A 22,631-nucleotide genomic window follows, 5' to 3' on the forward strand; every position below is an offset into this window, starting at 1 on the left:
CACCACCTAATTTTCTACTCTATAATTTCTTCTAATAATTTATAAACTAAATATTCCACTTCTTCTCTTGGTACATTTCTCCCTGCATTTCTAATCATACGATTTATATTGTTGTATATAGTTTGAGACTTAGTAGACAATTCCACATTTGTAATAGATTTCACTTTATTATTGTACTTAATTTCTATTGACTTTTCATCAATTCCGCTTGAGTTGCTTACAGATTTATATTCGTTTGCTAATTGTTGATTAAATACCTCACTAGTTCTGTCGGACCAATTCTCAATTTCTACACCTGAAAAAGTTGATATGAATTCTTCAATAGGCTTTTTAGCTCCACTAGTCTTTAACAAACTTTTTACTAAGGAATTTCTTTTTTGAATAGCTGGTTCTTGATGCATTGCCCAGTTTCTTGCATCCTCAAAGCTTTCAACTTTAATTACTTTATTTACTTCTTTCTCTATTGAATTTAGATACATTGGGAAGTGAATTTCTAAAGATTTTTTATTTCTTGTAACAAACTCAATATCCTCTTTATATAGAACAAAAAGTTTCTTTAATGTATCCTGCGGGTTAATCTCGCTTTTTCTAATCAATTCTTTAAAGGTACGTTGTTCTTCACTCATATTATTTGAAATCTGTGTAATACGAGGTAAGCTTCTAAGCCACGTCAACATACCACTACTTAGGCGAATAACCCTTGGTTTTTTACTCACTAGCTCATTTTGATAGCTACTAAATTGTGATTCTAAATGCATAAAGAAGTTATCATATTCTTCACTAAATCGATAGTAAACATATTGATATTCGGTTGCTTCTTCAAACATTTTATAGAGGGTTTCACCGTCAATTCCAGCCACATACATATCATTTCTATAAAACATTAATTGATCCCATTTGTCTCTTAAAAGCGCTACTAATATGATAGGAATTAAAGGTTCTCTTAATCCGTAAGGGTCATTAGTCATCACTTCAATAAATTGTTGTAGATTTCCTTGAATATTTTTTTCCAAATAATTCAAAAGATCTTCTCTTAAACTTGCTAGCTCCACACTTTGCAAATTATCTAAATTGTTAAGGTCAAAGTGATTATTTTTGAAAATAGTAGCATAGATCAAATACTCTGGACCTTGCCCTTCAATACCTAAATTATTTTGATCATAACTGTTCAAGATATGATCTAATACTTTATAACCTGCTTTTCTTTGCATGTTATTAACTGTTTTTCTATTAAATGAATCATTACGAACTTCAAGAGTCAATGGATATTTCGAAAACATGATGTCACTTAATAACTTTTCTAAATTAATTTCATTTGCTACATCAATCTCTTTCTGATTATATATCCAATCGCAATCATTATTATAGGCTGTATATTTACTAATGAACTCTTGAATTATATAAACTACATCTTCTCTTTTTAAAGTCAATTCACCTTTTAAATTTTTATCCTGGTTTAGGAGTTCAACATCTTTTAATAAATCGTCAATTACTTGCAGTTCGATTACTGCCTCTTTTACAATGTTAAATGAATACTTACTTATACAAAAAATACTCATGTCATCTTTAATTTCTTTAATTTTACTTACTAGTTCATTATAGTGATGACTTGATTCTAAAATTACATAATATAAAGTTGCATCTGCTTTATTAGAAGTTCGGTTTCCGATAAAATCAATGTTTTCATCTAGGATATCTTGTTCAAATACAAATTGAACTTCAGCATACCTAGTCATACTTTTTACATCATTATATTCATTAGCAAGATAGAATCGCTTCGTCAAACAATTTTCCAAAGCTTTTACCTGTTTATTTTTTGAATTATTTAAGTTCGGCATCCTACTTAAGATTAATTCATCAATAAAGAACGAACTTCCCTCTTGTAATTCCCAATATCCTAGAACACGATTATATCTTACTGCTTTTAAGGCTACTAATTGGTTTAAACTATCTATTAGTATTTCTTTTTTGATATTTAAAGCAAACATTAAGAAATCTGTATCTAACTTGAACCTTGCATGCAAGCCAGATAATTCCCATAGTGTAATCATTTTCAGGATTGAAGATTTAATTTTATCTTTTTCTAGCTCTGGTGTTTTACTGATTAGTTTCTTATATATTTTTAAAGACTCTAATCCGTCACCACTAACATCTATATCATGAATAGATGGAAAGAAATACGAAAATAAATCAGAGGGCAAATAGTAATCTTCAGTTTTCTTCAGATGATTCTTTAACCCACCTGTTTCATTACTTTCTAAGAAAGTAAATAAAGTACGCTCATTTTGTCCAAATGCACTAGACAATTGAGGTAATAAAAATAGGGTAACTGGATGTATAGGGTATACACCTTCAATCACTAGCTTTTCTAATTCTTGTTGATTAAGCTCTGGAAAAAGAGGATATTTACGCAATTGATTAACTACATCATTTAGATGTATATTCTCCGGAGATGCTCCCTTTAAATACGCATCTGCTATACGAATAAATGTAAAACTATCGCTTTCTACATAATAAGATTTAAACCTTTTCTCAATACGTTGAAACTCATTCCGGAATTCTTCTTGAAACACACGGAAATACTGACTTAAATTCCGATGAGTAATTAATAAAAGGTGTAAATTATCTTCATAATGATCCGTTAGTTCAGCTAGGTCTTGTAAATCCTGCATCGTTTCATGAACTTGGATTAACTCTAAAGTTTGTAGCATTCTTCCAAATTCATCGTATGCAATAAATAGTCCTAGATTCTTCTTTTTTAGTTCATCTAGCACAAATTTAATTTGACTAATAAAATCTGTTTGGTAATCTACGAAAAATTCTGCACCGGCTGTCAATTCCGGGTAAATAGAAATAAACCAATCGATTTCTTCTTTTTCCTGATTCAAAATTGCTAATCGCCATAATTTAAAATCTTTATCATTCTCTGCTAGCAAACGTTTAAATGCTTTAAATGTCTTATTAAATTTTTCTTCCCATAGTTCCACAACTTGTATTATTTTACCGTTTTGTCCAGGTAAAACAATATCGATTTCATTTTCATTCAAAGTACGTATAATAGCATTGAGAATAGCATGTCGGAAACGTCCTTCATTTCCATTTAATGCTACTGTTAAATATGTAGTTGGATTATCCGTTACATTGTTTAATTCTTCATATATTTCATCATGCACCTTGTTAAATTTCGATTGTAGACTTTTGAACGTTTCTCTATCAACTTGTTTGGAAACAATTCCGCCAACGATTGTAGCAATTAGAGATTTGCCTGTACCATAGGGACCCACAATCATATGAGCTTTCGAATTTGTAGAATTAGTAAATCCTTTTAATAACCCTATAAGTGATTCAGCATGAGAAGGTGTAGGTAGATATCTGTTAATAAATTCTTTTTTACCTAAATCAAATTTTATATTAACACTTGTTTTAAAAGTATCATTAGTTTTAATCATTTGGTTACACCTACCTTACGACGATATTCTTGTTGTAAAAATTCATATGGAGTAATTTCAGGAATTCTAATTAAATCTAGATTATTCGTTCGAATAAACGTTAAATTATAAATAGGGTTTTGTGTTAATTCATTCAAAGCATTTACAATAGCACTTCTTTTCATGTTAAATACTTTTCCCCATAATGCGGGTTGATTAACTAAGTCATCTACACTTATATTACTTACTCCGTGAAGGGTTTTATAATCTAAGAGTACATACATTAGCGCCGATAAACCTATATCACTTACTGAGGTAGTCCGTTTATATACAATCCCTTTCTTTTCCTCTACTAACTTTGTTTTGTTGAGAGGACTTTGAATGACTTCTTCAGGATCACTAGTATTTTGCCCAGCAGTATATAGTTTTACCAAACAATCAATATCTCTCTTTAGAGATCTCTCTGAAACAGGCTTACTTTCATTCTTTTCTACCCATAAAATTAGTTCACTTAACAGATTATCTTTTGTGATGATAGTCTCATTGAAGTAGTTAAAGTACCAATACCAGGCTGTGCTAGGCTCTTTTTCCTTTACCATCTGATAGTGTAGGATCGCTGCAGTATCTTGAAGTTTAACAAACCTATCATATTCAAAAATTAAACGTCCCAATTCTGTAATTTTATGAACCTTTTTTCTATCTTCATTAAAAACCTCTTCAACAACGCCGGTGGCTACTACCCAATAGCGCAGTGATTGAACCATATTTTTACCTAAACCAATTTTTTCAAACGCTTCTTTATCATAAAAGAAGCGTTCATCTATTTCTAAATGTCTAATTGCCTTATTTAACCATCTATCCCTTAAATAAAAACTTTGATGTTGTCCGTATCCCATTCTTTCTCGCCTTTCTATATTATTACTGGAACAATCTTACCAGTAATGAAATTTATGAAAAGATAGGCATCTAGACATCGTCTAGATGCACAACTTATTATTCCGTTTTATTAAAATATTTGAGTAGCATTCTACGAACTTTAGGAGTTAAGAAAGGACTTTTCCCTCTCTCAACATTCCCATGAACTTTAGCTAAGAAATCGCCTTTTCCTGCAAGCTTTTCTGCTCCTGAATCATCTAAAATGATATTCGATGCAGTTGCATCAGCTGCGCGTAAAGCTAAACGGGCACCTAAATTATTTCTAATATTAGTATTTATTATGTCAGATTTTGGGTTTTGGGTGCAAATAATCAAATGAATTCCTGCTGCCCTTGCTTTTTGTCCTAATCTCATGATGGCATTTTCTACTTGTTTTTTCATATCTGCATCTTGTGTCATAAAATCAGCGAATTCATCAAAGACTACTACTATTCTAGGAAGAACAATTTCTACTTCTTCAATATACTCCTCTAGGTTGGTTACACCTTCTTGAGCAAACGTAGTATATCTGCGTTCCATTTCTTCTACCATGTGTTGAAGAATTAGGACTGCTTCACTAATTTCAGTAATAACATTCATTGTATGTTTTTTATTCTCATAAATTGTAAACTCCACTTTTTTAGGATCAATAAACATAAATTGAACTTGCTCAGGATCATATAAGCACATTATCCCTAAAATAATAGAATTTAGTGTAACACTCTTTCCACTGCCCGTTGTTCCCCCGGTCAAAAGATGAGGAGATAGAGAACTAGAGAAATCCATATAAATAACTTCATTCAGTGGATTAAGACCCAATGGAGCAATTAAATTTGTTTTTTTGATATCTTGCTGTATCTGCTCTCTTGTAAGCTTCATAAATTGCTCAAAATAAATTGTTTCAGGTTGTTCTCTTACAATATCTATATTCATTCCCCGGTTGTTAATAAAGACATGTGGTTCACTATTTAATCCTAGCCATAGCTGTATATCTTTTGTACGCGAAATAATTTTATTTGCTGAAAGATCCGGTGGTAGTGTTAAAATTAGACGTATTACACTTGAACCAATAATCGATTCTTTTACATTAATGTGAATATTATTATGGTTAAAGTTATATTTTAGTTTTCGAATATACGTATTTTTGAGCTCTTCACTATCGTTATCTTCCACTTCGTACTCTAGCTCTAGACCGTTAAGAGCTTTAATTTCAGGATAGCTATAGTTACTATGATTATCGAGTTCTATTGTTGCTATTGGAGTGTTAATAACTTCATTTTTCAGGTCTTTTTCTCCACTGACAATGTTAGTAGTATGAACATCTAAGTTATCCATTGTTCTTAGAACCTCTTCATTATCCGCTTTATTAACCTCAATATTTTGAACTTCTAAGTTCTCTGGTTTCCCCAAACCTTCTATTTTTTCACTATTTCCTTCAATATCTTTATTTTCAAAAGTCTGTTGTAATGTCTCATTCAAAGATTCCAATTTGGCAAGCTCTTCATATTCAGGCATATCTGATTCGTCTGCTTGCAACGTGTTTAAAATGTATGCACGAGTATATATATAATTTTTTATATTAGAGTCTAATGAATCTATATATACACCATTTTCTAATTGTTCAAAATTATATTCCGTTAAATTAGACGTATAACAATAAACATCTACGCTTCCACTAATGGAAACATTTATTTTATCTAAAGAAATATGCTGTAAGTCTTTTAGAAGTTTCGCATGTTCCGGACCATAAGAATTCTTTTCGATAAAATACTGAACCAGTTCACTCCTCCAATGATTTGTGTCTAACTGTTCGTTACCAAATCTAAACAGATTATTGTATAAACTTATACCAGGTTTAACCTGCTTAAGAGCGTCGAAACGTTCCTTATCAAAGATATTATGGTTAATGAATTTAAGCTCTAGCAATTCAAATGTGATCTTTAAACCTTCGTTTTCTCTTTCAATAGTAGTCAAGACTAAATCTGGTCTTCTTTTGTTACTAGCAAACCAAGGTAAGTCATCACAAACCGACCATACCTGCAGCTTACGTTCACTGTAAGTAAGCCTTCTTTCAGTAGATAAATAAGTTGCTAGCATTTCGTGAGCATATTTCCCTCGACCAATTACCTTCAAGACAAGAGCTCCTGAAATATCTTTAACTTTATTAACAGCTTCAATGATCGCGTCTCGAGATATATTTTCGTTCTTCATTATAGATACGAGCTTACGATGCAACCGGTCATAGTATGCAAAATCATTTGTTTCTTCAGTAAGTTTACGAATATATTTAGATGATGAAACAATAAGTTTGAAACGACTGCTCTTTCCTACTTTAGGTTTATATTGAATAATATTTGCTTCACTAGACGTTTTAGTTAAAAGCGTTTTGTCTAAATATCTATCTAAAATTACTGACCAATTAAAGCGTTGATGCATAAAGTCAATTAATGCGCTCTGTTTTTCACTTGTAATTGATATCATATTTTTTAAAAGTTGTACCTCATTTTTTTCAGGCATTAAATTCGTTTGAACTATATATTGTAATTGATAAAAATATTGTAATGTTTTAGGTAAATGCTCACTAACATAACTTATACGTTTAACAGCTTCATCGTTATTGAGTGGCTCTTTATATATGGTTTCAAACCAGCTTGTTGAATTTATAGGAGTGACACGTTCATATCTGTATTTCACTTGTTCTCCTTGACCAAAGTAGTCCGCTAACACTACTAAATCAGCATCTACCATCTGTTTTTCAACTTGATTTGATATTTCGTTAAGGTTCCTGCCTGAAATTACGTTTATTTCAATTTTAGGGAATTTACTATTCAATTCAGACTTCGTATATTCCTCTTTTTGCTGTAGCCATTTATTTAATTGGTGATGAATTTTAGCAGCAGATTCGCTGTGAATAGTTAAACGCATTTTCTTCACTTTCGTTTTTGAAAATAAAGCATCGATACATTTCATAACTACTTCACTACTCTGACAATGTAGTAAAAGCATATCCAGCCCGTCTTTTGCATAGGGGTACACTTCTAAATAATTTTTAACTACTTTTATTAATTCTTCAGATAGCTCCTGAGATAAGTAGTCAGTATTTTGTGCCTGCTTTGTATTTATAACAAAGGATCCTTCTCCAAAATATTCGTCATTTTCGATTAAATAAGTATCGTCTTCTAATACTGAAAAATACCTTGGTGCTAAATGACTAACTTTACTGTATGCAAATTCTAAGTACTCTTCTAACTTTTCTACTTCTAGGTTACCTTGAGTAGCATATTCACACCATTTTTGAACAAATTGGTTAAGAGTTTCAAAACGCTTAAGATATGCTATTAACCGGATAGGATTTACGATAGTTAGCTTTCTAGAGTCAGGTATTCTAGATTCTCCCTTTTTTGTATCAAAATAATCTACGGCACCTATAATATTGATGTTTTGATAAATATGTTTAGCAACGGAAGAAGAAGTTGAAACACGAGAAAGAACTTCTTCTAATTCTTGCTCTAGTCCTTGAGGATCTAGTACAAAAAAACCTTCTTTAAATGCTTTGTTTATATGACCTAAATACTGCTCTAAATAAGCTGAAAAATAATCAAAGTGTTGCTGCATGTTTTGATCATTCATAGAGAGATAATTTTTCACACTTGACTTCATATAGTTATTAACATCTAATATTTCTAGGTCACTCTCTGCATAATTTTTGATGTAAGGTAAATTACCTTTTTCAGCATATTGCTTAAGAGTGCATAACTCAAGATTATTAAATGAGGTAATTTTAAATTTACGATTTCCTATAAATTCATTATCAATGTAGTGTTTTAATTCAAATGTAATATCTGTATCCTTAGAAGTTTCGTCTACTGTAGGTAACTTTAGTTTATCAAAGGTAATCTTCGGTACTAATTTTTCTAGCCCTTCTAAATAAAGCTTCAAAGTTGTTAAAACATTTTCACTTGTTTTAGATGTAATAACTTGTAAATTAAACCTTGAGTTTATAATGTTACTATTCTCTCTTTCGTCTTCAATTAGAGAAAATGTCTCTTTTAAAAGAGCTAGTGTTATATCACTGTATATAGATGGATTCATTAGTTTTTCTACAGAACGATTTAACTTCTTCACAAGCCCATTCTTAGAAGCTAATTCTTCCTCAAACTCTTCCACAAATTCTTTAATCGCTTCAGGACTATCATTAGATATTACTTCATCTAATCCATTTTCAAAGCTTTTTAATTCTTCTTGATCGAAACGGTCTTTGTTCTCTTCTAATACTTCAACAATTTGCTCTTTTATAGTCGGAGGTCCTACTTTAAAGTCTGTGACTTTTTGGACAAAGTCAAAATCATTAAATAAAAAAGCATCTGATGTTTGGTTTAAAAACTCAATTGCTTCTTTAGTTAACTCGTCTATATTTTTACTTTCCCAAATCTCGTCAGGCCAATTATTTTTTTCTTCTTGTTCTAAAAATAAGTATAGATTATTTTGTATTTTCTCATGTTGTGATTCTTTAATTTGCAAGTTAGCTAGTAGATAGTTCTTTTGTAAACGGCTTTTACCTGCTCCACCTATTTTTAGCTTCATATCAATAAACAAATTAAGGTGAGGTAAATTCTTTTGAATACTATCTATAACTGAGGAACTATTGTCGTTTAATACATGAACCAAAAACTTCACAACATTTCTGAGTTGCGGCTCACAAATACTTTGATAAGTTTTAATAAAATCTTGAATATGCTTTATCTCATCCGTAGCAATCTGTCCAGATTCTGCTAAAATATTATAAATAGACATTAACCCTCTTGAAGTTAATAAATAGGATTCATCAACAGTGAATAGGTTCTCTAAACTTTGTGCTTCAGGTGTCATTTCGTTAATAACTAAAATTAGAGCCTGATGAGATTTAGTATTATTTCTAAGCCATGTACTTGTTTCGAAGTCTCTATATGCAAAATTACTAAAACCTTCTACAGGGGTTATTGTTCGAATAACTGGTTCGTAAAAATTACTCATTGAACCTATATTCAAGTTTAATTCACTTAATAAAAGCTGAATATTATTTGAAGTTAATCCGGTTATTTTAACAAATAACTTTTCTGTATGTTCATCTTTTTGCTTCTTAAAATGATCTACTAACAGCCTATTAATCCATTGTGCCAACAATTTGTCTTCGGTTATATTGCTCATATTGTCATCACACCTTCTGCCATCTCATACGGATTTCTAATCATTGCTGTAGCATCCGAATATTCTACTAGCAATCCGTTTTTTCTTAATTTCTCCCTAAGAGCCAACTCATTTTTTTGATAATGACGAATGTTGACTTTTGACCTATCATACAATGCACTTTCTCGCGCTTGCATTTCCCCTACTATGAACCCATATTTTTTATATAGCATATTTAAAAACTCACTAAATTCTATTGATTCTTTTGGTTTCACGTTGATAAAAACTAGTGTTTGTAAGAACGTATCTGTCATCAAATATCTGTAACTAGAACCCGCTTTGAAGTTACCTACTCCGCCATCTCTAGCTAAAGTTCTATTAATAGAAATTTGGTGCCTTTTTAATGTGTCAGAAATGACTTCCTTTACTACGTTATGGAGTTTGTCTTTTACATCCTCATAATTTTTACACTTTTGCAATGAGTTTATTACTCGTTTTTTGCGAGATTGAAGTTTTTGCAAACCCATTTTCTCAATAAAGATCATGGGATCTTCTTTCCATTTACTTAACTCTCTATTGACTTCTTCTTCATGACCGATAATACTGAAAAATTGCTTTGAGAAATAGTCTTCAAATTTTTCTTTAATTAAAATCTCATTATTTTTAAACGTACTAGTTGATATTTTTTGTACTTCTTTATTTTTACCATCTAAACAATCGAAGAAAAACTCTATTCGATCGTTGACATCTACTTTAGATCGCTCATACATATACAATAAAATATGAAAGCAAGTTAAACTTGTTAAAAGCTTGAACATATCGTAAACATCAATATCTAAATTCAATAAGTTTGACATTTCTTCAGCAAACTGGTCAAAAAGTTCGTGCTCTTCAATTGGCAAATGAGGGTATTCCTTAGACAGCTTTTCCACCTTTTTTAATGGATATCTATCTTCAGACTTATTTTCACCTTCATCTCCTAAAACACTTTGGATAGAGTCTACTATTTGACCAACAGAATTGTTTTTTTGTAATAACTGTTGAAACCTCTGCTCTATTCTATGTTTAACACCTGGGAAATTTTTAGCTCCATAAGAAACCATTAAATAATATAATTCTCCACCACGTGCAAAAAAGTTTCGTTCGTAAGAAGTATTTTCACCTTTAACACGCAACTCGAAAAAAAGTAGGCTCTCGTGTAAAGGGTATAACGATCGAGCATACCAAGAGCGATCAGCTTCCTTTCCTTTTCCGTCCACAAGAGGTATTTCTAGATTTCTAAAAAAATCTCTAATAACTTCAATTTTGTTATCATCTTGAAGTTTTTCATAAAGAAATTTCTTTTTTTCTTGATCAAGTTGGGCGCTACCACGCTTGCTACCTTCTTTGACCCCTTCAAAGATAAATTTACGTAAATTTTGTGATTTATTTCTAAAATAGCAATCTGCATTTAGTTGATAATCTGTTCCATATAAAACATTTAAGAACTCTAAAACGTACTCTGGTCCACGTTGACCATCTTTAAAACGGTGCCCCCAGATTTTTGCAGATAGCTGAGATGAAAATTCTTCTACATTTTTATCTGAATTCTGCATGTCTATTCACCCTTATTCTAAAATTTCTATACAATCTTGCACATACAAACCGTTTTCTTTATCTAGCCTTAGAATGTTTAATACAAAAGGGTCTGTTTCGGTTTCTTTTATTAATTCGTTACGAAATGTATCAAGAAGGATTTCCACATCTTCCTTTAAAATATTATGAGTATCGCCGTTGCTTAAGCGCATGAGATATTCAAATACATATAAATTTAAAAATAGTTTAGTTTTACCCACGGTAATTTCAAAGCTAGAGGATCTGTGATCAATATCCTCTCTTTGTTTTTCTTCACTTATTTTCATCTGACTTATAGGTATACTTGAATGAATCATTAGATTTTCTGAAGTAGAGAATAATTCTCTATTACTATCCACTAATCTTTTAGAAAAAGCCCGATTAAGACCTCTAGTTAAATCCCTTTTGCTTATCGCCTGCTTCCTTTGGTCACCAAAGAGCTCGTCGAATATATTTACAAATTTAAAGGGAACTAAATTGGTTCTATTAAAAAATTCTTCTGAAGGGAATTCGAAATAAAACTTTCTTCTTAACCTTTCTATCCATTCTTCAATGAGGTTATCATTACTCTCTTTGTTATGATTACGATAAATATCTAATCTTTTCTTAAAGTATCCTAGATATAAATCCAAATCCGAATTAAATAAATCCTCATGTAAAGCTTCCAATTGGGCATTGCCACTAATATCGCCATTTAAAATAAAGTCATCTATATTAGAATCAGAATATCTTCCTGGATCTAATTCTTTAAAGAGTTTTATTGCTCTCATATCCGAAAGAGCTTCATTGGCAGCATTATTCCCATAGAAATTTTCATAATATGGTTTGTCAATTTGGTATTTTAAGGCTTCATAATCTGCATTCAACACATCTGTACAAGTTAAACCACCGGTAAGGATATAACTAATATGTATAAGCATTTCACGCATAGTTATGTGGGTGCCCAAATAGTCAAGAAACCTATATTGTTCTACCAATCTATTTTTCACAAAATCTTTGGAAGATCTTTTATGATTTAAGTTTATAATACACGCTTTTTGCTTAGAACAACTTTCACATACCGACCAGTTACTTTCTTTATTCCATTCATCTAAGACTTTTTCAACGTATAATGATGAGGTTACATCTAACAAATTGATAATACTAAAAGTAGAATTATTTTCTAAATGGGTCTTAAAACGTCTTTTAACTTCCACTTTCAACGAGGATAGATGTTCATGTTGGGATAAAAACTTAGTCAACTTACCTTCATTTGCAGCAATAAGATAGTATATTTTATCTGCATGGTTATCGTTTATACTTGCTTGTAATCTACTAAGCTCCTGTAGGATAATTTCGTCTTTCAGTTCTGATAAATCTTTAACCATTCTAATTTTCCCGTGCGGAAAATCCACCTCGAGTATTCCTGATTCAGGCCAATCTACTAAACCATCTTGGTGAAAATAATTATAAATGGAACGACATAACCTAGTCTTTCCATCCCCTGCATTTCCTGTTAGTATAATGCTTTGAGGGTTATTTAAAAATAAATTGCAAAGATACGTTTCTGCCTTGGTTTCAATTTTAAAAACATACGAGTCTTTACCTTTATCGTATGTATATTCATCATATATTTTAGAGTGATTAGGAGATAAAACATTAAATTGATCTAAATAGTCAACAAATGTATTTTTATTCAAAGTCATTCTCTCCTTTTGTCATTTTTATTATTCTGATACTATCTAATCTCATAATTCCAATAATTAATTGATGGCATAAAAACAGCCCAAATTGCTTCTAATCGACAATAAAAAAGCTATCCATCAAAAGACAAAATAGGTAAAAAGTAATCTTCAATTTTCCTTTTTTAGGTAATTATACCTCATTATTCTCTTATTGATTATAGCATAGATATAATAATATCTGGAATAAAATTGTTTTATTTTAACTTAAATTACCTGTAATCTCTGTAATGCAGTACCAAATAATTAAAATCAGTCCTGAAATGTAGTAGGTTCTTGAACAAATGACAAAATCATCTTCATTTTTCCTTTTACTAAAATAATTTATTCTACCTCAACTAAATAAACCCGATCATCAAACTTCCCGCGCTCCTTCGCCTTCTCCTCACGCACTTTCTCCAGCTGTTCTGGCGTGGCCCCGTGCACAGCTGCTAGCGCCTGCATAACTTCCAGGAAATCTGCGAGTTCTTCAATAGCATCTTGATGAGTTTGGGCTTCTATGTATTCTTGAAGCTCTTCTTTTGCTTTTTTTATCAGCTCATGTTGATATTCCTCTCGCTGCAGCACGCGTGATTTGAAGGTTTTTCCGCTTTGTTCAATAATCGCAGGAATTTTATCTCGCACTAGCTTGTTGTAAGTAGGCATTATTTTTCCCTCCATCTCTTACCTTTCTAGTAAACTAGTATTTTTCAAATTCTGCTTGATTTCCGTTAAACACATTTAAATCAATAAACGTTTCTTTACCTTTATAGCCGCTTAACCGCCCTTTGTCCGTATACTGCCAAAACGTCCATTTCTTCTGCTCTTCAAGAGTAGGCTTTTTCACAACATCGCGAATCCAAATATCACACTCAGGATATCTGTTTTTAATATACAAGTCATACGCTTTAGGCGTCGTATAAAGAATGACGCGCTTGTCATAATGAGATTCAAGACGTTTAATCATGCTAGAAAGCTCCTTGTATACATGTTTCTGAGACGGAAGGTTTTGTTTTTTATCTCCGTAAAATTCTACATCAATCACTGGAGGCAAATCGTTATTTTTAAGAGAGACCGTTTTGATAAAATTAGCCGCTTGTGTGGAACCTTTGCTATCGTAGCTAAAAAAGTGATAAGCTCCGGTCCGCATGTTTTTCCGATTTGCTTGTTCCCAGTTTTGTTTAAATAAAGGATCTTGAAATGAACTTCCTTCCGTTGCTTTGATAAAAGCAAACTGAATATCTTGTTTACTCAGCACACTCCAATCAATCTGCCCTTGATAAGAAGATACGTCTACGCCTTTTACATCATAGCGGTTGGCACTTATCGCATTAGGAATTACCCATCCTTTACTCCATAGTAAAAATATAAAGCTTACAAGAGCGACTAATATGAGTCCTGCTGTAAACAGTCTTTTGTTTTTTTGATTGGCTTTGTCTATTATGTTTACCCCCTTTTTCCGGAAAATACTTCTAATATTCTAACATAAAAAGGATTTTCTAAAACAATAGAGCCTTCAAGTCTTTGCTAAAAAATACAAAAAACCACCTAAAAATCAGGCGGCTTTTCTTTTATGCTGCGTCTTCAGATGGCTCGTTATCTTTGGCTGCTTCTATCAGTAAGAAAATAGCCGTTAAAATATGCATAATCATGCCGACAATTGGAATCCACGCAATAGCAGAACAGACAATTCCCATGATATGCCCTGTCCGAACTTTGTTTGTTTTAATCGCAAATACTAAACCTACGATGTGCAATGCGAGCATTAGAATAAGCGGCGTGTAGGCTAGGCTTATAACCAAGGTGCCGCCCAGGAGGGGAATCCCCCAAAGAGCCTCTAATCCCCCGCTGACCCATTTCAATATACGACTTGTTTTTCCCAATGTATCCTCCCCCTTTGTCTTCAATGTATGCACAGAGGTTTTATTTCTGAACGGTTGTATATGAAAAAAGTGGCAAAAATACGTGTACTAAAAATAAATCGATAGTCCCTTATAAAGATACGTTTTTGTACGGGACTAGTGTAATAGTGGAAAATGAATGAGAGGAAAAGGCGCGGTTTTATATATAATAACGAGGAGCTCTTCGTAAAGAAAACGAATTACACATAAACAAAAAAGCCGAACTCAAAATGTAAGCTCGGCTTTTTCTTATATAACAAATAGAAGTATTATAAAATGTTTTTCGTATTAGTGTTCTCGACTCTTCTCAAATTTTTCAACAGCTTCAAAATCAAGCTCGGCTGATATCCAATCGCCTTTTTCCGGGAATTCTAGATTGCGCACGACTATTTTATTCGGCACCTTTTTTTCTAAAATTTTCGCCTGGCAGTTTTTGTACATAACTACTTCTCGTTCTTTGATATCTGTCCACAACAAGTGCAGGACCCCTTTCAACTTTAAGAAGTTAATATTTCGAAACACCGTTTTACATTTTATTATATTTCTTTTGATTTGTTAATTTCTTTGTCTTATTTTTTATAAAAAAATATTAAAACACATTTCTTCTAATACAATATACCCAAAATATCTTTTAATCCTTAAACATTTATGTTATATTTTAAAAATTGTATTACAAGTTTTTATTTTTGTAGAAAAAATCAGAACGGCTGATGCGCAAAAAACTTTGCTGTTATTGTAGCAAGTTTTTTTATTTTTGCCTTTCCGCCTATCCTCTTTGCTTTTTTTACATATTTATAATGGACATATGGATTCGTCCTAATGCGTAGGAAGGCTTGAAAATCCAAAAATATCTTAACATAAAGTCATGAAACTATTCCGCTAAGAATACAGTTGAATTTACAAATACTCTACCGAAACTGCCAGCACCCTCTATCCATATAAAAGCTACCTTCCACTATTTAAGAAACCACAATTTACTCGCTGGGAAGCAATACATACTGATAGAAGTGTTCAGAAACAAAATAAACTTTACTCTTGATATCTTGCTATAAAATGAATAATAACAACACAATTTGAGGTGCCAACAATGAACGTATTAACAAACGCTATAATTATCTTATTAGCTTATTTAATTGGGTCCATTCCTTTTGCTTTAGTGATTGGAAAGGGCTTTTACAAAACCGATGTTCGCAAGCACGGAAGCGGTAACTTAGGAGCCACTAATACCTTTCGCACTTTAGGAAAGAAAGCAGGTATTATAGTATTGATCGGCGATATAGCAAAAGGTTCGCTAGCTGTCTGTTTACCGCTTATGATGAATAGCCACTTGCATATGCTTGTCCCTGGATTTATCGCTATTCTTGGACATAGCTATCCTGTTTTTGCAAAGTTTAAAGGAGGAAAATCCGTAGCGACTGCGGCTGGTGTATTCCTTGCATTTTCACCATTAGCTTTCATTCTAGGGGTTCTTGCTTTTTTAATTTCTCTCAAAATTTCTAAATACGTATCCTTATCTTCACCTATTGGCGCATTGGTTGCCTTTTTAGCATCAATTTATGTAGGCGATGTAGTTTTAATGGTATTTGCAGCCATTATTTTTGTTTTCATTACATGGAAGCATATTAAAAACTTCAAACGCATTAAATTAGGTACAGAACCAAAAGTTAATTTTTAAGCGTAATAAAGTTATTTACTATTAATCTTTAAATATTTTTGCCAAAAAGGTGTTCATGATTTGAACACCTTTTTTATTATTTTAGTACGTCTCGTCCGAAGATAGACGTAAATTATAAAATTTCTTTTAACAAACGCTCTTGGTTATAGAGTAAATTATACATTCCGCTACTTCTTGTATCTCATTTTGTAATTTGATATTTCCTATTTAATAACTTAGCATAATAACCTTTTTAATTTTAATAACTTTGAATAAATAAATGAAACCTTTCCTCTCCTCTAACCGTATATCTATCATGCACGTATTAGTTAAAGGAGGAAGACTTGTGCTAAAACGAATTTCACTGTTTATTTTCGTTAATATTTTAGTATTAATCACAATCACAACGATTACATCTTTATTAGGTGTTCAAAGCTATATGGGAAGCAGCGGTTACGGCGGCCTGCTGGCATTTAGCGTAATTGCCGGCTTCAGCGGCGCGATTATTTCTCTTATGATGTCACGCGTGATGGCAAAGTGGATGATGGGTGTTCAAGTTATTGATGAACGTTCTCCTCAAGGTGAATATGAACGATTTGTTTTAGAAGAAACGCACCGACTTGCATCTGTTGCAGGATTAAGAAAAATGCCTCAGGTCGGAATTTATCATTCAGCGGAAGTTAACGCTTTTGCAACTGGGCCAAGTAAAAGACGCTCGCTTGTTGCCGTTTCAAGCGGAATGCTTGAACGAATGGACCGCGATGCGATCAGCGGCGTTATCGCTCACGAAATAGCACATATTAAAAGCGGGGATATGGTCACAACTACGCTTCTGCAAGGAGTATTAAATACATTCGTTATTTTCTTCTCTCGTTTAGTAGCCAAAGCGGTGTCAAACTTTGTGCGAGAAGAGTTTGCGATGGTTGTTTATTTCCTTACATCGATTGTATTTGAGATTCTCTTTAGTATCTTAAGCAGCCCAATTATCTTCTGGCATTCAAGAAGACGTGAATTCAAAGCCGATGCGCTTGCAGCTAAACTCGGTGGTAAAGAAAAAATGATTTATGCGTTAGAATCGCTTCGTCATACTACTTCATTAGTAGATGACCGTCAAAAATCAATTGCTGCTTTTAAAATTAGCGGCAAAGAAAAGTTCTCACGCTTATTCTCTACTCACCCGCCGCTTGAAAAACGCATTGAGCGCTTGCATTCACTATAAGCATAAAAACCAGCTTCTTTATAGAAGCTGGTTTTTTATGTTATGACTGAGGAGCAAGCACACGTGTAGTTTCCCACAGCAAGACGCCATCTTGATTTTTTGTTAATTCAACGTATCCTTCTTTCTCTAAATACGTAAGCTGGCCGTACACTTCTGAGAAAATAAAGTCCGGTGCTTTTTGATACATATCCGGGAAAAAAGCTGCGCTGACTTCAAGCGTTGTTTTTTTTCCTTCACCCATTACTTGTAACACGCGCAGGGCCCATTTATGCTGCTTTTGAATACGTTCCATAATTAAAGAATGAATGTCACCAAGCGGTTCACCATGTCCGCTGTAGATCAAATCAATGTCGTAGTTTAACGTTTTTTCAAGAGACGCCAAGTAGTCCAATAGCGGCGTTGGCTTAGGATTTTGAATGGTTGGCTCTAAATATGGATTTGACGGTACTTTTGGCAAAATATGATCTCCGCCAAACGCGACTTTTTCTTTTCGATTGTAAAACATCAGCTGACTCAAGGAATGTCCCGGCGTTTCAATCACTTCCCAATCACTGGCATACGGAAGTGTATCTCCTTCTTTCAAATACCCTGCTAGCTTCTGTCCTTTAGGTGAATATACTTGAATTGCAGCCGTTGCTTTACGAAGCCATGTATCCATTACATCATCACTGACTCCAAACTCCATAAGGAAATTACGGTATAACTCATTATGCTGCTGAACAAACTCTTCATCTTGGTAAATCCAAGGCTCCACAAGCTTATGACCGTAAACCGGTATATCACTCGGCAGCCATTCTAAAAATCCAGTGTGATCCGGATGCTGATGAGTAAGAATCACTTGTTCAATGTCTGTTACTTTATATCCTTCTTTACGAAGCGCCTCTTCAAAAACATTCCACGCTTCTTTGGTTTTCATACCTGCATCAATTAACGTTAACTTGTCTGCTTTTAATAAAAACACATTCACTGGTCCAATTGGAAATGGCGTAGGCAGCTCAATGCGTATTACCTTATGATCTAAACTCATTTTACCAAACCCCTATATCTGCATTCTTTTTACTGCTTTATACTGTTAAACGTTTTATTCTTTTAAATAGTCAATTTCCTGCTAACTTCTACCTTTTGTAAAAGTGTGCTGAGCCTCAATAATTGGATGACTCTTTGTACTCGTACAAACATTTTACATAAACTCATACTATTAATAGTTTAGCAGGTTTGAAGACAAATTGATAAAGGAATGCTTTCCAGTGTACTTATTTAAAGCAAACGAATGATTTATCAAACTAAGAAAGTAAGATAGAATAAAGAGATGGAATGATGATATAAGGAGTATAGTTTATGATTAAAGCAATTTTTCTTTTTAGTTTAGCAGGCCTTGCTGAAATTGGCGGAGGCTATCTGATTTGGCAGTGGCTGCGCGAAGGAGCATCAAGCTGGTTAGGACTTCTGGGCGGTATTGCTTTGGTGCTGTACGGCGTCATTGCTACGTGGCAGTCGTTCCCGGACTTTGGACGTGTATATGCAGCTTACGGCGGTATTTTTATTGTTTTAAGCCTGTTTTGGGCGTGGTGGGTTGATAAAAAAATGCCCGATACATATGATTGGATTGGCGGACTTGTGTGTCTACTTGGCGTAGCCGTTATGCTTTGGCCAAGAAGTTAAATGATAACGCAGAAAGCGGCAGAATACATGAATTCTGCCGCCTTTTATTTTTTTAGATAAATACAGCTATATTGCCAGTTTATGCACTTACAAAAAAGACAACCCCAAGGTTGTCTTTTTCATTACTTCAACTCAGCCCATCTTTTATCTAATGATTTTAACAGCTCATCTTCAGATGTTTGGCCGCCGATGTATTCTTGTACATCCGCTCCAAATTTTTGCGTTACGCCTTCAGGGAATTTTGTCCATTCCCAAGGAATCGTTTTTTGATCCTTAGAATATTTAAGAAGTTCTTCGCCTAAAGGACCGATGTCTTTTGCTTCGATTGACTTAAAGGCTGGAATGTACTTAAAGTCTTCTACTAACGCTTTTTGACCTTCTTTAGATGTAACCATCCAGTTTAAGAAATCTTTGGCTGCTTTTTTATCTGCCGCTGGCGCTTGCTTGTGAACAACCCAATTGCTTGGAACGTCGATTGCAAGCTTGTCAGATACAGCTGCATCATCGCTTAACGGCATAGGCAAAATGCCTACATCCATGTTCGGCGTAATTTTATCAAGCATTGGCTGAATCCAGTTTCCTTGCTGAATCATCGCTGCTTCACCGTTCGCAAACTTCGTTACTTGCGTGTTGTAGTCCGTCGTTAACGGATTTTTATTTCCGTATTTTACCGTTAAATCAAGCAGCTTTACATACTGTTTGAACTGCTCGTTTCCTGCGATTTTCGTACTGCCGTCATTTAACCCTTTAATAAATGCATCCGGATCTTTTTGACTAGCAAATGGAATATTTAAGCCGTGGTTTCCAAGCACCCACCACTCGCCGTAGCCGATAGAAAATGGCGTAATACCGGCAGCTTTCAGCTTTTTAGCCGCTGCTTCTAATTCTGAATATGTTTTTGGAAGTTCTTTGATGCCTGCTTTTTTGAACAGTTTTTTGTTATATGTAAATCCGTAGCCTTCAAGACTGATCGGCTGCCCATATACTTTACCGTCCATCGTCATTGGTGTAAGTGTGTTTTCATACGCGTCATCAATCCACGGCTGATCCGATAAATCTTCTAATTTATTTTTCCATGTTTTTGCCTCTTGATATCCGCCGTTTGTGAAAAGATCAGGTGCATTACCCGACGCAAACTGTGCTTTTAAAGCAGCTGCGCCGTCAGCTCCTCCACCAACCGTTTGGATATTAAACTTTACGTTTGGATGTTCTTTTGTATATTGATCAGTTAAAGCTTTTAGCTGATCAGCGATTTCTACTTTTCCTTGAAATACATCTACTACTACTTGATCTCCGCCGCTTTTTTTATTACCCGATGCACTTTCGTTTGAACACGCGGTTGAAAATAAAAGCGTAGCCGATAAAACACCTGCTGCTAAAGGCCATTTTTTCATTTTAAATGCCATTTTCCGTTCCTCCCTATTTGCTGCTGATTTTGACGCCTCAGCATCAAAATCAGCCCTGTTGCCGTTTCTATTATTTAATTGAACCGCTTGTAATTCCTTTAACAATGTGTTTTTGCATTGCAAAGAAGAAGATTAATAGCGGGATAATACTGATCACAAGTGCTGCTAGTGCTAAATCCCACTGCTTTGTATACTGACCAAAGAAGAAGAATGTGGCAAGCGGAATTGTTCTTAGCTCAGGATCTTGCAGAACAAGAGACGGAAGTAAGAAGTCATTCCAAATCCATAGGCTGTTTAAGATAACTACGGTTACTGTAATTGGTTTTAATAACGGAAACACAATTCTCCAGAATACGCCTAGACGTGAGCATCCGTCGATGATTGCTGCTTCTTCTAGCTCGACTGGAATTCCTTTAATAAATCCGTGGTATAAGAAAATCGTCATACCTGAACCAAAGCCTAAATACATGATCACAATACCCCAGATGCTGTTTAACAGATTTAAGTTTCCTGCTACTTTTACAAGCGGAATCATGATGGATTGAAACGGAATAACCATTGCCGCTACGAATGCCATAAAGATAATGCTGCTGATTTTTTTCTTTGTTCGAACCAGCATGTAAGCTGCCATTGAACAGAAGATGACTAGAACTGCGTTACTAATGACTGTAATGATCAGCGAGTTGCTAAGCACTTTTAAGTAATTCATTTGGTTGAATGCATTAACAAAGTTTTGAAACTGAATTGTTGTCGGCAGTGCCGATGTGTTTGACAAAATTTCTGCAAATGACTTCAGTGAGTTTGAAAGCACGTAATAAAATGGTACCAAGAACACTAGTCCAAGCAGGACTGCTAAAATTTCAACAATAAAGGTTTTGCTCGTATATTTGTTTCCCATCACGATTCAACCTCCTTCTTCTTGGTGTATGTTACTTGAATAATTGTAATTGCTGCTACGACGATGAAGAAAATTAAGGCTTTTGCTTCACCTAGACCGTATCTGTTATTAACAAATGCTTCTGTATAAATGTTAAGCGCTAACATTTCTGTTGATTTAAATGGACCACCGTTTGTTAATGATAAGTTGACATCAAATACTTTGAATGACCATGAAATCGTTAAGAATAAACAAACCGTTACTGCCGGTGCTACCATTGGAATTGTAATGTGACGAAGAATTTGCCATCTGCTTGCTCCGTCAATTTTTGCTGCTTCAATTAGCTCTTGCGGTACGTTTTGCAGTGCTGCTGTGTAAATAAGCATGATATAACCCGCTCCTTGCCATACACTTACAATCACGATGCCCCAAAATGCTGTTTTTGCGTCTCCCAACCAAGGAAGTTCAAAAAGCGAAATTCCCGTGATTTGTCCGATAGATGCAAATCCTTTTACAAAAATGAACTGCCATACAAATCCTAGTAAAAGTCCGCCAATTAAATTCGGCATAAAGAAAACCGTACGTAAAATATTTCGTGTTTTTAACATTTGAGTAACAAGGATTGCTAACACGAACCCCACCACATTCGTTAAGATAATCGCAACGACCGTATATTTTGTTGTGATCCAAAACGACTGCTGAAACTGCTTATCTTCGGTGAACAAGTACTTAAAGTTATCAAGGCCCACCCAGTTAATCGTGCCGTTTACTCCGTTCCAGTCTGTAAATGAGTAATAAATCCCTGTAAAAAATGGTATAAGTACAATCACACAAAACGCTAAAAGTGCGGGCCCTACAAATAGTGCAAATAAACCTACATTTTTCAAATTTTTACGTTTTTTTGTATTAATGGATGGTTCTCTTTTAAGTTCTTGCTCTAAAGGAACATATTCTGTCTCCTGTAATTTACTTTGGCTATTCATCTTACTAGCACCTCCCTATGTCTTATTTTAGCGAAATCAGCTATTTATGAAACCGCTTTAATTGACGAGTAGGGTGTAAAATATTGACCTTTGTGCAACATTTTCT

Annotated in this window: 16 protein-coding genes; 3 read left to right on the forward strand and 13 right to left on the reverse strand. The window is 33.8% G+C overall.

The features are described 5' to 3' along the window. Positions 1 to 14: 14 nt before the first annotated feature. From AC0KUU_RS17420 to AC0KUU_RS17460, 9 genes are all read right to left on the reverse strand, one after another. Positions 15 to 3,449 (reverse strand): hypothetical protein, encoded by a 3,435-nt coding sequence (locus AC0KUU_RS17420; RefSeq protein ID WP_322552179.1) that lies wholly within the window; start codon positions 3,447 to 3,449, stop codon positions 15 to 17. Continuing rightward, complete coding sequence (locus AC0KUU_RS17425) at positions 3,446 to 4,324, reverse strand: DUF4007 family protein (RefSeq protein WP_028408965.1); 879 nt, start codon at positions 4,322 to 4,324, stop codon at positions 3,446 to 3,448. Before AC0KUU_RS17425 ends, AC0KUU_RS17420 begins: the two co-directional genes overlap by 4 nt. Positions 4,325 to 4,421: 97 nt before the next feature. Next, positions 4,422 to 9,530 carry an FtsK/SpoIIIE domain-containing protein gene (locus tag AC0KUU_RS17430; protein WP_322552180.1) on the reverse strand — a complete coding sequence of 1,703 codons (5,109 nt, stop codon included), beginning with the start codon at positions 9,528 to 9,530 and terminating at the stop codon, positions 4,422 to 4,424. Beyond that, on the reverse strand, positions 9,527 to 11,104 hold the full coding sequence (locus AC0KUU_RS17435) for a hypothetical protein (RefSeq protein WP_074894646.1): 1,578 nt from the start codon (positions 11,102 to 11,104) through the stop codon (positions 9,527 to 9,529). Before AC0KUU_RS17435 ends, AC0KUU_RS17430 begins: the two co-directional genes overlap by 4 nt. Before the next feature lie 12 nt (positions 11,105 to 11,116). Next, positions 11,117 to 12,802 (reverse strand): hypothetical protein, encoded by a 1,686-nt coding sequence (locus AC0KUU_RS17440; RefSeq protein WP_098332899.1) that lies wholly within the window; start codon positions 12,800 to 12,802, stop codon positions 11,117 to 11,119. A 366-nt stretch (positions 12,803 to 13,168) separates the two neighbouring features. Further along, positions 13,169 to 13,489 carry a pyrophosphohydrolase domain-containing protein gene (locus AC0KUU_RS17445; RefSeq protein WP_165575008.1) on the reverse strand — a complete coding sequence of 107 codons (321 nt, stop codon included), beginning with the start codon at positions 13,487 to 13,489 and terminating at the stop codon, positions 13,169 to 13,171. Between the two features lie 34 nt (positions 13,490 to 13,523). Beyond that, positions 13,524 to 14,264, reverse strand: coding sequence for a glycoside hydrolase family 25 protein (locus tag AC0KUU_RS17450; RefSeq protein ID WP_322552474.1), 741 nt, complete (start codon positions 14,262 to 14,264; stop codon positions 13,524 to 13,526). Positions 14,265 to 14,394: 130 nt separating this feature from the next. After that, on the reverse strand, positions 14,395 to 14,706 hold the full coding sequence (locus AC0KUU_RS17455) for a hypothetical protein (protein WP_098248245.1): 312 nt from the start codon (positions 14,704 to 14,706) through the stop codon (positions 14,395 to 14,397). Between the two features lie 306 nt (positions 14,707 to 15,012). Next, entirely contained in the window at positions 15,013 to 15,201 is a 189-nt protein-coding gene (locus AC0KUU_RS17460; protein ID WP_225049418.1) for a hypothetical protein, read from the reverse strand. A gap of 610 nt (positions 15,202 to 15,811) precedes the next feature. Between AC0KUU_RS17460 and plsY the strand changes: the two genes are divergently transcribed. Together plsY and htpX are read left to right on the forward strand one after the other, a co-directional pair. Beyond that, positions 15,812 to 16,399 (forward strand): glycerol-3-phosphate 1-O-acyltransferase PlsY, encoded by a 588-nt coding sequence (gene plsY / locus AC0KUU_RS17465; protein ID WP_136789968.1) that lies wholly within the window; start codon positions 15,812 to 15,814, stop codon positions 16,397 to 16,399. 325 nt (positions 16,400 to 16,724) lie between these two features. Continuing rightward, positions 16,725 to 17,597 (forward strand): protease HtpX, encoded by an 873-nt coding sequence (htpX, locus tag AC0KUU_RS17470; RefSeq protein ID WP_043982731.1) that lies wholly within the window; start codon positions 16,725 to 16,727, stop codon positions 17,595 to 17,597. A 40-nt stretch (positions 17,598 to 17,637) separates the two neighbouring features. On the opposite strand, the gene AC0KUU_RS17475 is transcribed toward htpX, so the two are convergent. Continuing rightward, a complete protein-coding gene (locus AC0KUU_RS17475; RefSeq protein ID WP_043982729.1) occupies positions 17,638 to 18,624 on the reverse strand; it encodes an MBL fold metallo-hydrolase in 987 nt (328 codons plus the stop codon). Positions 18,625 to 18,935: 311 nt separating this feature from the next. On the opposite strand from AC0KUU_RS17475, the gene AC0KUU_RS17480 reads away from it, so the two are divergent. Beyond that, on the forward strand, positions 18,936 to 19,259 hold the full coding sequence (locus AC0KUU_RS17480; RefSeq protein WP_043981619.1) for a YnfA family protein: 324 nt from the start codon (positions 18,936 to 18,938) through the stop codon (positions 19,257 to 19,259). A 122-nt stretch (positions 19,260 to 19,381) separates the two neighbouring features. Here the strand turns inward: AC0KUU_RS17480 and AC0KUU_RS17485 are convergent, their stop codons facing one another. The 3 genes from AC0KUU_RS17485 to AC0KUU_RS17495 form a co-directional block, all read right to left on the reverse strand. Beyond that, on the reverse strand, positions 19,382 to 20,665 hold the full coding sequence (locus AC0KUU_RS17485) for an ABC transporter substrate-binding protein (protein ID WP_043981618.1): 1,284 nt from the start codon (positions 20,663 to 20,665) through the stop codon (positions 19,382 to 19,384). A gap of 70 nt (positions 20,666 to 20,735) precedes the next feature. Further along, positions 20,736 to 21,563, reverse strand: a complete 828-nt coding sequence (locus tag AC0KUU_RS17490) for a carbohydrate ABC transporter permease (protein WP_013057493.1) — start codon at positions 21,561 to 21,563, stop codon at positions 20,736 to 20,738. Continuing rightward, positions 21,563 to 22,525 carry a carbohydrate ABC transporter permease gene (locus AC0KUU_RS17495; RefSeq protein WP_013057494.1) on the reverse strand — a complete coding sequence of 321 codons (963 nt, stop codon included), beginning with the start codon at positions 22,523 to 22,525 and terminating at the stop codon, positions 21,563 to 21,565. The genes AC0KUU_RS17490 and AC0KUU_RS17495 overlap by 1 nt, the downstream gene beginning before the upstream one ends. Positions 22,526 to 22,631 lie beyond the last annotated feature (106 nt).

It is taken from the genome of Priestia sp. ST2 (genome assembly GCF_055810735.1).